This is a genomic window from Bradyrhizobium sp. 23 (genome assembly GCF_023073295.1).
GTDB classification, from domain to species: domain Bacteria; phylum Pseudomonadota; class Alphaproteobacteria; order Rhizobiales; family Xanthobacteraceae; genus Bradyrhizobium; species Bradyrhizobium canariense_D.
This window is the reverse complement of record NZ_JADPJF010000158.1, coordinates 13080-24964: the sequence shown is the minus strand read 5'-3', so window position 1 is coordinate 24964 and position 11885 is coordinate 13080. Positions and strand designations below refer to the sequence as shown.

At 61.2% G+C, this 11885-nt stretch carries 8 protein-coding genes and 1 pseudogene; 6 read left to right on the top strand and 3 right to left on the bottom strand.

Annotated features, from left to right (window positions below; translation table 11 throughout):
* Positions 1–59: 59 nt before the first annotated feature.
* From IVB32_RS41110 to IVB32_RS41085, 6 genes are all read left to right on the top strand, one after another.
* Positions 60–1043, top strand: a complete 984-nt coding sequence (locus IVB32_RS41110; protein WP_247368486.1) for an amidohydrolase family protein — start codon at positions 60–62, stop codon at positions 1041–1043.
* A gap of 143 nt (positions 1044–1186) precedes the next feature.
* Complete coding sequence (locus tag IVB32_RS41105) at positions 1187–1555, top strand: hypothetical protein (RefSeq protein WP_247368488.1); 369 nt, start codon at positions 1187–1189, stop codon at positions 1553–1555.
* A gap of 71 nt (positions 1556–1626) precedes the next feature.
* On the top strand, positions 1627–5103 hold the full coding sequence (locus tag IVB32_RS41100; RefSeq protein ID WP_247368490.1) for an indolepyruvate ferredoxin oxidoreductase family protein: 3477 nt from the start codon (positions 1627–1629) through the stop codon (positions 5101–5103).
* Positions 5104–5265: 162 nt separating this feature from the next.
* The gene (locus IVB32_RS41095; protein WP_247368492.1) at positions 5266–6924 is read left to right on the top strand and encodes a long-chain fatty acid--CoA ligase; all 1659 of its coding nucleotides are present in this window, start codon (positions 5266–5268) and stop codon (positions 6922–6924) included.
* 49 nt (positions 6925–6973) lie between these two features.
* The gene (locus IVB32_RS41090; RefSeq protein WP_247368493.1) at positions 6974–8191 is read left to right on the top strand and encodes an ABC transporter substrate-binding protein; all 1218 of its coding nucleotides are present in this window, start codon (positions 6974–6976) and stop codon (positions 8189–8191) included.
* 36 nt (positions 8192–8227) lie between these two features.
* Positions 8228–9388, top strand: a complete 1161-nt coding sequence (locus IVB32_RS41085; RefSeq protein WP_247413166.1) for an acyl-CoA dehydrogenase family protein — start codon at positions 8228–8230, stop codon at positions 9386–9388.
* Positions 9389–9909: 521 nt separating this feature from the next.
* Here the strand turns inward: IVB32_RS41085 and IVB32_RS41080 are convergent.
* The 3 genes and pseudogenes from IVB32_RS41080 to IVB32_RS41070 all read right to left on the bottom strand — a co-directional run bounded on the left by IVB32_RS41080 (position 9910) and on the right by IVB32_RS41070 (position 11881).
* Positions 9910–10311 (bottom strand): SgcJ/EcaC family oxidoreductase, encoded by a 402-nt coding sequence (locus IVB32_RS41080; protein WP_247368497.1) that lies wholly within the window; start codon positions 10309–10311, stop codon positions 9910–9912.
* A 209-nt stretch (positions 10312–10520) separates the two neighbouring features.
* Positions 10521–10706: pseudogene (locus IVB32_RS41075) on the bottom strand (IS630 family transposase); the annotation flags it as partial.
* A gap of 191 nt (positions 10707–10897) precedes the next feature.
* Positions 10898–11881 (bottom strand): branched-chain amino acid ABC transporter permease, encoded by a 984-nt coding sequence (locus tag IVB32_RS41070; RefSeq protein ID WP_247368499.1) that lies wholly within the window; start codon positions 11879–11881, stop codon positions 10898–10900.
* Positions 11882–11885: the final 4 nt, after the last annotated feature.

The window sequence follows — 11885 nt, the reverse complement described above, 5'->3', positions numbered from 1 at the left end:
AAAGTGATAATGTCGATCCACGCTATTATCGCAGTGCGATCACCAGGGGAGAATAAGGGGTGGCGAGGGCGATCGACGTGCATACCCACTTTGTTCCCGACACGATGCCGCCTGCCGCAGGACGCAATCCACTCTGGCCTTCGATCGAACACCGCGACCGCACCAGCTCGGCAGTGATGGTCGGCGGGAAGGTCTTTCGTGTGATCGATTCCCGAAGCTGGGACGCCGACCGCCGCCTGCAGGACATGCGATCGGACGACGTCGACGTTCAGGTCGTTTCCCCGATGCCGGAATTGCTGTCGCACTGGTTTCCCGCCGACGATGCCGACCTGCTGTCCGATCATATTAACAGCGCCATCGCAGGGCTGTGCGCGGCGCATCCTCAAAGTTTCGTCGGCATCGGTATGGCCCCGGTTCAGGACCCTGCCCTTGCGGCGCGCCGCATGTCCGGCATCAAGGCGTCAGGGCTTTGCGGGATCGAAATCGGCACTCATATCAATGGCGTGGCGCTGGGCGATCCGCGCATGCATGAGCTTTATGCCGCCGCCGAGGAAGCCGATCTCGCGATCATGATCCATCCGTTGCATCCGTCCGGCCTGGAGCGAATGGCCGGCCGCCCGGAGCTCGCGGCCGTCGCCGCCTTCCCGCTGGAAACCGCGCTCGCCGCGACCTCGCTGCTGGCTCACGGCATCACCGAGAGCTTTCCCAAATTGCGGATATTGCTGAGCCATGGCGGCGGCGCGCTGCCGTGGATTCTGCCGCGCCTGAAGCATGCGCACGGCCTCGGTCCTCCACTGCAGGACCTGTTTGCGCGCAACCCCGCTGAGATGGCGCGAGCGTTCTATTACGACACTATCCTCTACGACGGGCCCACGCTGCGATTCCTCGCCGCCTCCGTCGGCGTGGATCATATCGTGGTCGGATCGGACTACCCGTTTTCAATCAAGCAGGATCGCCCTGCCCAATTCGCCGAACAGGCGCTTGGCGCGAGCCGGGAGGCATTGGCGGCAAATGCCGCGCGCTTCCTGAACCGGACGCAGTGAGAGGCGAAACAGCAGAGATCAGGGAGACACGCGTGGGAGAGTGTTATTCGTACCGGCAATTCTGTTCGCTGGGGCCGCTGCCGCCGCGAACACCCGCGCGGCCGGATCCGCAGGTGCCGCGGGACCGCAAGCTTGGCCCATGCGTGCACGGCAAGATCGGGGCGTTCTATTTCTATGAGAAGGGCTCGAACGATGACCCCGCCTTCGGATTCATCGATATCGAACTGTCGGTTCAGAGTATTTCAGCAGGCAAGGTCCGGATCGAACTCTATTGCGTCGCCGACGGGTACCAGACTTCCCGCGGCGTCGGCGCCAATCACCCGGTCAGGCTGGAGATCATAGCGGACGGCAAGGCGGTCGGATCTGCCGCATGGCACTTCGCCGACGTGATCTGCGGGCATGCCGATCCGATGAACTTCTTCACCGAAATTGACATTGGCGACACATCGTTTTCACTGGTTGACCGCATCGATCTGCTTGACGTCGATGGCCTGTCAGCGCCCTGCGAATAGCCGCCCATAATGAACAAGCAACAAGCCGGCCCTCCCTCCAGCCCGTCAAAGCCTTTCAACGGAGCCACAAGATGACGCTGATGCAGATCGGGTTGGACGACAAGTACCGTCTCGACAGCAAGCGAATCTATCTTTCCGGGATCCAGGCGCTGGTGCGACTGCCTATGCTGCAGCGCGAACGCGACCGGCTGCAGAATCTCAACACCGCCGGATTCATTTCAGGATATCGGGGGTCACCGCTCGGCATGTACGACAGCGCCTTGTGGAAAGCGAAGTCGTTCCTGCAATCGCAGGACATCGCCTTCGTCCCCGGGCTGAACGAGGATCTGGCGGCGACCGCGGTGTGGGGCAGCCAGCAGGTCGGGATGTTTCCGGGCGCCAAGGTCGATGGCGTGTTCGGGATCTGGTACGGCAAGGGCCCCGGCGTCGACCGCTCGGTCGACGCGCTCAAGCATGCCAACTCGGCCGGCACATCGCGCAACGGCGGCGTGATTGCGCTCGCCGGCGATGATCATGGCTGCCAGTCCTCGACACTGGCGCACCAGAGCGATCAAGTGTTCGCCGCAGCATTGATGCCGGTGTTCAACCCGGCAACGCTGCAGGATTATCTCGATCTCGGCCTTTACGGCTTTGCGCTTTCGCGATTTTCCGGCTGCTGGGTCGGCTTCAAGGCGATCTCGGAGACGGTCGAGAGTTCCGCATCGATCTACAGTGACCCGTCGCGCATCCAGGTGGTGCTGCCGACCGACTTCGAAATGCCGCCGGGCGGATTGAATATCCGATGGCCCGACGCCCCGTTGGAACAGGAGCGACGGCTGCACGGCCCGAAGATGGATGCGGTTGCCGCCTTCGCCCGCGCCAACCAGCTCGACCGCGTGGTACTCGACAGCAAGCCGGCGCGGCTCGGCATCGCTGCCACCGGCAAAGCCTATCTCGATTTGCGGCAGGCGCTGGCGGACCTCGGCATCACTGAGCGGGACGCGCAAGACCTTGGCCTGCGTATCTACAAGATCGCGATGACCTGGCCGCTGGAAGAGAGCGGCGCGAGGCGTTTTGCCGAAGGGCTGCAGGACGTGCTGGTGGTCGAGGAAAAGCGCGGCTTCATCGAAGACCAGCTGGTGCGGATTCTCTACAACATGGATGCCTCGAAGCGCCCGTCCGTGGTCGGCAAACGCGACGAGCGCGGCGCGGTGTTGCTACCGAGCGAGGGCGAACTGACGCCGACCATGGTTGCCGCCGCACTGGTCGCCCGGCTGCGCCGGCTTGGTCATCAAAGCCCGGCGCTGGAACAGCGGCTGGCGCGGCTGGAAGCATTTGAACATCCGGCGACCGCGCATGCCCCAATGGCGCTGCAGCGGACGCCCTATTTCTGCTCCGGCTGTCCGCACAACACCTCGACCAAGATTCCGGAAGGCAGCCGCGCCATGGCGGGCATCGGCTGTCACGGCATGGCGCTCTCGGTGCCAAGCCGGCGCACCGCGCTAATATCGCATATGGGCGCTGAGGGCGTGAGCTGGATCGGTCAGGCGCCCTTCACGACGGAACCCCACATCTTTCAGAACCTCGGCGACGGCACCTATACGCATTCCGGATTGCTGGCGTTGCGGGCCGCGGCCGCCGCCGGCGTCAACATCACCTACAAGATTCTCTACAATGACGCCGTCGCGATGACCGGCGGCCAGCCGGCCGAGGGTGGACTAACCGTCTCGCAGATTGCCCATCAGGTCTGGGCCGAAGGCGCCAAACGCCTCGCCATTGTGTCAGACGATCCCGGCAAATATCCGAACAAGAGCTATTTCCCGGCCGGCGCCACCGTCCATCATCGCCGCGATATGGACCAGGTCCAGCGCGAGTTGCGCGAGGTCAAGGGGCTTTCTGTCCTGGTCTACGACCAGACCTGCGCGGCCGAAAAGCGCCGCCGCCGCAAGCGCGGGCTGTATCCCGATCCGCCCAAGCGCGTCTTCATCAACGACCTCGTATGTGAAGGCTGCGGCGACTGCTCGCAGGCCTCGAACTGCGTCTCGGTGCAGCCGCTGGATACCGAATTCGGCCGCAAGCGCCAGATCGACCAGTCGAACTGCAACAAGGACTATTCCTGCGTCGAGGGATTTTGCCCGAGTTTTGTCACCGTCCATGGCGGCACGCTCAAGCAAGCCCAGACCTCGTCCGTCGATTCAGGCCAGCTGTTCGCCGACCTGCCATTGCCGCCGCAACGCCAACTGGAAGCACCCTACAACATCCTCGTCACCGGCATCGGCGGCACCGGCGTCATCACGATCGGCGCGCTGCTCGGGATGGCCGCGCATCTCGACGGCCACGGCTGTTCCGCGCTCGACTTCACGGGCCTTGCGCAGAAGAACGGCGCGGTCATGAGCCATGTGCGGATCGCTCCCAGTCCGGAGGATATCTCGACCGTCCGCATCGCGTCGGGCGGCGCCGACCTCATTCTTGGCTGCGATATCGTGGTATCGGCCAATCCGACGGCGCTAAGCCGTGTCGAGCGCGGCGTGACGCTCGCCATCGTCAACGCCGACTTGCAGCCCACCGCCAGTTTCGTGATGAATCCCGACATCGACTTCGAAATGAACGCCATGCAGGATGCGCTTCGCAGTGCCGTCGGCGACAACAACCTCGACATCATCGACGCCACCGGCATCGCGTCAGCCCTGATGGGCGACAGCATCGCGACCAATGCCTTCATGCTCGGGCTTGCGTTCCAGAAAGGGGCGATTCCGCTTTCGCTGGAAGGCATCCTGAGAGCCATCGAGATCAATGGCGCCGCGGTCGAAATGAACAAGCAGGCGTTTGCGTGGGGTCGGCTGGCCGCGCACGACCTCGCACGCGTTCGCAGCGTCACCCAGTTCCGGGCCCGCGCGGCGACGACCACGCGAACCCTCGACGAAACAATCGCCTATCGGGCAAAATTCCTGAGCGAATATCAGAATCGGGCCTATGCCGACCGTTATCTCACGGCGGTGACGAGGGTTCGCAGCGCTGAGGCCGAGGCGTCGCCGGGCTCCAGCGAACTCACCGAAGCGGTGGCAAAGAACCTATTCAAGCTGATGGCCTACAAGGACGAGTACGAGGTGGCTCGGCTCTATACCGACGGCGCTTTCGTCGCCCGTTTGGGCGACAAATTCGAGGGCGACGTCCGCCTCAAATTCCATCTGGCCGCGCCGCTGCTGGCGCGCCGTGACAAGGTGACGGGCCATCTGCAAAAGAAAGAGTATGGCGGCTGGATAATCCACGTTTTCCGGCTGCTGGCACGGCTGAAATTCCTTCGCGGCACCGCGTTCGATCCCTTTGGATATACCGCCGAGCGCCGAGCGGAACGGAAGCTGATCGACGATTACTTCGCGATGATCGAGCAGCACATTATGGCCGTGAAAGCGCGGGGTATCCCGCTCCTCGCCAGGCTGGCCCGACTGCCGGAAATGATCCGCGGCTATGGCCACATCAAAGAGCAGAGCATCGCCAACGCCCTGGCCGAGAAAGCCCGTCTGGAGCCCGATCTCGAAAACAGCCGCTTTCGAGTCGCAGCAGAATAATCCCGCGTCCACGATCCTGACAAGCGTGTCGGGATCGGTCCAGATATAAAACCGGCTAGACTGCTTGTACGTTTGGTTCACGACTGTTAGCATTTTTCTGACACGCCAACAGACCCATCAAAAATGGGCGGGCGTTCGGAGTAACCAGGGAGGACATCCGTCATGCTCGGCTTGATGATGGATACACCGTTGCTGACGACGGATATTCTTCGCTACGCCGCGACCGCGCATGGTGAAACGGAAATCGTTTCGCGCAACGTCGACGGCAGCATCCACCGCACCTGCTATTCCGCCGCGAAGCAACGCTGTCTGCGGCTGTCAGCCGCACTCGACACCTTCGGCCTCTCGCGCGGCGATCGGCTGGGATCGCTGGCATGGAACACCCATCATCATTTCGAACTGTTTTACGGCGTCACCGGCGAGGGGCTGGTCCTTCACACCATCAATCCCCGGCTGTTTGAGGACACGCTGGTCCGGATCATCAATCACGCCGAGGACCAGTGGATCTTCATCGATGCGGCGACACTGAAGCTGGCGGAAGCGCTGGCGCCGCATTTGACATCGGTCAAGGGCTGGCTGTTCATGGACGCCAGCGAGGAGCTGCCGGACAGCTCACTGGCCAACATCATTTCCTACGAAGGGCTCCTGAAGGCGCAGCGGGACGACCATCAATGGCCTTCTTTCGATGAACGCTCGGCCAGCATCATCTGTTACACCTCCGGCACCACTGGCGATCCCAAGGGAATCGTATACTCGCATCGCTCGATCGTGCTGGCGTCGCTGTACATGAGCACGGCCGACATGGTCGGCGTGTTCCGGCCCGGCGAGCTCGAGGCGGTGATGCCAATCGCGCCGCTGTTCCACGCCAATGGCTGGATGATGCCGTTCACGGCGCCGATGAACGGCCAGAAGCTGGTACTTCCGGGCCGGAACTTCGAACCTTCGATGCTGTGCGAGTTGATTGCCGCCGAAGGCGTGACCGCGTGCGCAGCGGTGCCGACCGTCTGGCTCGGCATCGTTCAATACCTCAAGGAGACCGGATTCAAGATCCCCTCACTGCGCGCAGCCCTCGTCGCCGGCACCAAGGCGCCGAAGCCGCTAGTCGAGGATCTGGAGAGCCACGGAATCTCGGTTGGACAGGTGTGGGGCATGACGGAAGCCGCCGGTGGCGTGCGGTCGACCCCTGCCCCCGGCTCTTCCCAACAGACCCGGGAAGAACAGCTTGAACGCAAGCTGCGGCAGGGCCGCATGGGTTTCGGCACCGAGTTGCGCATCGTCGGCGACGACGGCGTGCCACTGCCGCATGACGGCACAACCCAGGGACATCTGGAAGCGCGCGGTCCCTGCATCGCGTCTGGTTACTACCGCCACGAGGAAACGGCTTCGACAGACTGGCTGAGCACCGGCGACGTCGCGCGCATTCACCGGGATGGCACCATCGAAATCGTCGACCGTTCAAAGGACGTCATCAAGTCCGGCGGCGAGTGGATCAGCAGTGTTACCGTAGAGTCGGCGGCGATGGAGCATCCGGCGCTGGCGCTGGCCGCGGTGGTCGGCGTCTCGCATCCGCGATGGCAGGAACGCCCGCTGCTGTTCGCCACCCTGAAGTCGGGCTGCTCGGCCTCGCGCGAACAATTGATCGAGCATCTCGCGGCACGGCTGCCAAAATGGTGGCTCCCGGATGACGTTATCTTCGTCACCGCGCTGCCGATGACAGCGACCGGCAAGATTCGCAAGGCCGAGCTGCGCGATGCCATTTCGGCCGGCGCCTATGGCGCGCTCGGACTGCCCGAGGTCGCAATCGGCGCGACCGGAAGCTGAGATGGCAACTGACAAACGTGAATTTTCAAAGGAAGATCGAGAGGGAACAATGATCCGGACATTTGGACTGACGGCCGCAATCGCTGCGATGGCGCTTTCGACCATCGGCGGCGCGTTCGCCGCCGAGACGAAATATGGACCGGGGGTCACCGATACGGAAATCAAGCTCGGCCAGACCGTGCCTTATAGCGGTCCGGCGTCGGCCTTCTCGAGCTACGGCAGGCTGATGACCGGCTATTTCGAGATGGTCAACGCATCAGGTGGAATTAACGGTCGCAAGATCAAGCTGATCTCGCTCGACAACGCCTTCAGTCCTCCCAAGGCCATCGAACAGACCCGCAAGCTGGTCGAGGATGACGGCGTGCTGGCTGACGTCGGCACGGTGGGCACCACGCCGAACGTTGCTATCCAGAAATATCTCAACGGGACCAAGGTGCCGCATATCTTCATTTCAGCGGGCGGGCGTCGCTTCGCCGACCCGAAGAACTTCCCCTGGAGCGTCCCGATGTATCCGGGCTTCGAGATGGAAGGCAGAACGTTCGGACAATACATCCTGAAGACCAAGCCGGACGCCAAGGTCGGCGTGCTCTACCAAAACGATGACTTTGGAAAGGACTTCCTGACCGGGCTGAAGGCTTCGCTCGGAGACAAGACCAGGATTGTGGCCGAGATTGCCTACGAAATAACCGAACCGACCATCGATTCCCAGATCGTCCGCTTGAAGGACTCCGGCGCCGACGTCCTGCTGTATTTCTCCACGCCGAAGTTCACCGCGCAAGGGTTGCGCAAGGTGAAGGAGATGGGCTGGAGCCCGCTGCAGTTCCTCGCAAGCCCGACCAACTCCGTCAAGACGGTGCTGGAACCGGCCGGTTTGGCCAATGCGCAAGGCATCATGACGACGCAGTTCACCAAGCAGGCCGGCGATCCCGCCTGGACCGACGACGCCGAGGTGAAGGAATACGTCGAGTTCATGAAGAACTGGGTGCCGAACGACAATCCCGGCGATTTCGTCGCGCTCTCCGGCTACATCATCTCGCAGGGGATCGTCGATGCGCTGATGCGCTGCGGAGACGATCTGACACGGGAGAACCTGCTGAAACAGGCGACCAACATGAAGGGAAAGCACTTCAAGATGATGCTGCCCGGAATTGAGCTCAGCACCTCGCCCGAGGACTACACACCCTATCAGTCGCTTCGCATGGCGAAGTTCGACGGAACATCCTGGAAGCTCCTCAACGAACCTGCGACTTCGGCTTCCGCAAAATAAACAACCCCTCACGCAGCAGGCTGATGGATACCCGACATGCAGTTCACCGAAGACCAGATCGCGTTTCGTGACACCTTGAAGCGGTTCATCGACAAGGAGGTTGTCCCTATTGCTGATGAAGTCGATCGCAACGATCGCTTCCCGGCCGAACTGGTTCCGAAATTCGGCGATATGGGATTACTGCAGCTTCGGCTTCCCGAAGAGTATGGCGGCCCTGGCGCAAACCTGACCACGGTCTGCATCGCGGCGGAAGAATTCGCCAAGGTGTCGGAATCGATCGCCCTGATCAGCGGACAGAACGGCATCGCCATGATCGTGCCGCTGATGCAATTCGGCAACGAGGAGCAACGTCAGCGATTTTTCCCGGAAGTTGCCAAGGGACGGATGATGACGGCGGTCGCCATCACCGAACCGCAATCCGGCTCCGACGTCGGCAGCATGAAGACGCGCGCCATTCGCGACAATAACGGCTCCTACATCCTGAACGGCGAGAAGTGCTTCATCACCTTCGCCCCGGTGGCCGACTACATCATGGTGTTCGCGCGTGTCGGCGACATCAGCGGAGGCACCCGCAATCTCAGCGCGTTCATCGTGGATGCCAAGACATCGGGCATTACCATCGGCCAAAACGAGCGCAAGCTCGGCCTCAACGGTATCCCGAATGCTCCAGTCTATCTGGAAAATGTAAAGGTGCCGGTTGAAAACCGGGTCGGCGAGGAAGGCGATGGCTTCAAGATCTCGATGCGCATTCTCGACATGAACCGGCCGACCATTGGCGCGGTTTCGGTCGGCCTCGCCCAAGGTGCGCTCGACGCTGCCGTCAATTACGCCAAGGAGCGGCGACAGTTCGGCAAGGCGATCGCCGAATTCCAGGGCCTGCAGTTCATGCTGGCGGACATGGCGATTCAGATCGAAGCCGCCCGTTCGCTGGTCTACGACTGCGCCAGCATCGCGGACGCTGGATTCGAGTCCGATGCCGCCTTCCGGGCGTTCTCGGCCAAGGCCTCGATGGCGAAATGCTTCGCCAGCGACATGGCCATGAAGGTCACGACCGACGCCGTGCAGATCTTCGGCGGCGCCGGATACATGAAGGATTTTCCGGTCGAGCGTTTCATGCGCGACGCGAAGATCAATCAGATCTTCGAAGGCACCAACCAGATTCACCGCCTGATTGTGGCACGGCAGCTGCTGTCCTGAGTGCTCGTCATCTCTGGTCTTCATGAAGAGCGGGTTAGCGAAGCCACGATCGAGAGGTCCACGGCCGTCCGCCGGCGGCCGGGACCAATTTCCGATAGCGACAGCGCAGAACTTCAATGCGTGGCTTAAATGAGCTGTATGAATTACCAAGCAGGAGATGCTAGTGCAGTGACTCATTCGGATGATTCAGGGATTTGGGCGAGCTTTTTGAAGATCGACGCGGGCGGCCGCCTCCGTGATCAAAATCACACGCTTGGTACCCGCGATCGAACAATCGCGAACGCCCGGGTCTGGTGGATTGCAGACGGTCCGCTTCCGGCGAGGCAGATGGCAATAGCCGACATCGCGAAACCCTGCTGCACCCGGGGAAGATCGCGCTACTGGGCTTGGCCCGCAGCGATGTGTTCGGTTTAGGGTTGCGGCTTACAAAGGCGAGTTATTTGTTCGAGTGAACGTGTGGCGGGCTGAACGATCGGCTTCTAACGGATGGCGGTCGTTCAGCCCTGTGCGCGACAGATTAATCAGCTGATTTTGGAGGTGCAGTATCGCGCAATCTGCCACGCGCCTACCGCCGATCTACGAAGCAAAAACAACTCGTGATAGGTCGCAGGGGTAGCGAGGCCTGTTGCCTTGTTGGTTACCGTACCTTCTGTGGCCGTTCGGACAAAGCCCCATTCGGCGCCAGTTTGAACAACCTCTTTAATCTCGTAATTCATGTCGAAGCTCGCTGCCTCGAATATGCCTGGGTAAACCATAGCAAGGCTTCCCTTGCCTACTGCCGCTGGCTTACCAGGACCCATCAATACGCCGTCATCGGCATAGGCCGCCAACACCCCATCGACGTCGCCACGATTGAACGCGGTCAGGTAGGAAACCGCTGTCGCCTCGATCGCTGCAAGTTCGTCTTTCACTGCGTCAGCCATACTTGTCTCCTTACATGCCAAGCCGCAATGTAGTGGCCGAAACGGACTCGTCTAGGCCTGCCGTCTTCGGCATAACGCACCGATGACCCAAATGACAACCGCCTTCGGGCTCGTGTGTCGTCAAGCTGAGCGTCCGACGTTGGGCGGTTCACGCCATTCTGCCGGTGGGTACCAAGCATGGTGATTTTGATCACTATTCCAGTGACCCATTCGGATGGTTCAGGGATTTGGGCGAGCTTTTGAAGATCGACGCGGGCGATGCGCTCCACTCGAACGGCTTGGACGTTTTGTTGTGCGCCTTGATGTAGCGGTTGATGGCCTCCGAGATCGGCGACGGATTTGAAAACGCCACGCCGAATTTTCCGACGTGTAATCGTGGAAAAGAACCCCTCGACCACCTCCCCTTCGGTCCTGAACCGGAAAACCGGCGCGACAGGACCAAAGGTCTTCTCTCGCGGAAGATCACGTGTCCGCTGTCTCCTGCACCAATACCGTCGGTTCGAAGATGTGCGGCCAATCGCGTGGCGCTTGCCACCGATCGCGACGCGGGGGCTCCGCTGATAGTCACATTCCGATATACGTTCCATTACCATCTCGCCAAGGTCCGCCTCACGGGAAACCACGGCCAGTCCTTGACGCGAGTGAGGATGTTCCAGATGCCCCCAGGAGCGTGCAAGGCAACGAGTAGCGTCAGGATCCCGAGAGCGACGAGGTAGGCGGCGCCGTACTCTCCGAAGAAGCGGGTCGCAAAAAAATACAGCAGCGCTCCAATGATCGGGCCTTCGAGGCGCCCGATGCCGCCGACCATGACGATAAAGATGCAGATCGAGGACCAGTTGGGGTCGAAGCCCGAAGAAGGTGTGATGCGAAGCTGCGCCATGAAATAGACAGCGCCGGCCAGACCCGTTCCAGCCGCCGAAAGGAGGAATACGATGAAGCGCATCTTCGCAACGTCCACTCCCTGACTGGAAGCGGCCACGGAATCGTCGCGCATTGCCGTGAGCGCCAGACCGTAACGTGAGCGCAGGAGCACGTACGTTCCGCCGACCGTCGCAAGAAGCAGGCAGGCGCTCAAGACGGTCAGGCCGATTTCCCGCTCATGCGGCGAAAATTGAGCCATCACACTCAGCGACAATCCGGAACCGCGCTTGACGTAGGCGATGTTGGAAACGAGGAGGCGGAGCGCCTCTGCCACGACCCAAGTGCCGATCGCAAAATAGGGTCCGTCGAGCCTCTGAAGGAGATAATAAACCGGGATAGCGACTAACACCGGAACAACAACACTGAGCGGAACGGCCAGGAACGGGTTGACGCCGAGGTTGCCGGCGAGAATGAAAAGCGCGTAGCCCCCGCAACCTATGAATGCCTGTTGTCCCACAGAGACCATGCCTCCATACCCGGCAAGCAAATTCCACATCTGCGCGATAGCGATCAGACAGCTCAGCTCGACGGCCCAGCGGATGTGCCCGGAGCTGGCCCAGAAGGGCATCGACGGAAGAGTGAGGAGAAGGATTACGCCGACCGTAAGGGCAATCCTCCCGGAAAAGGTCTGTCGCTCAACATTGATCATGCCT

Bases quoted from the DNA above. Each gene is read 5' to 3' on its own strand.
- IVB32_RS41100 (WP_247368490.1), top strand. From the start codon at position 1,627: ATGACGCTGATGCAGATCGGGTTGGACGACAAGTACCGTCTCGACAGC.
- IVB32_RS41095 (WP_247368492.1), top strand. From the start codon at position 5,266: ATGCTCGGCTTGATGATGGATACACCGTTGCTGACGACGGATATTCTT.
- IVB32_RS41090 (WP_247368493.1), top strand. From the start codon at position 6,974: ATGATCCGGACATTTGGACTGACGGCCGCAATCGCTGCGATGGCGCTT.
- IVB32_RS41085 (WP_247413166.1), top strand. From the start codon at position 8,228: ATGCAGTTCACCGAAGACCAGATCGCGTTTCGTGACACCTTGAAGCGG.
- IVB32_RS41080 (WP_247368497.1), bottom strand. From the start codon at position 10,311: ATGGCTGACGCAGTGAAAGACGAACTTGCAGCGATCGAGGCGACAGCG.
- IVB32_RS41070 (WP_247368499.1), bottom strand. From the start codon at position 11,881: ATGATCAATGTTGAGCGACAGACCTTTTCCGGGAGGATTGCCCTTACG.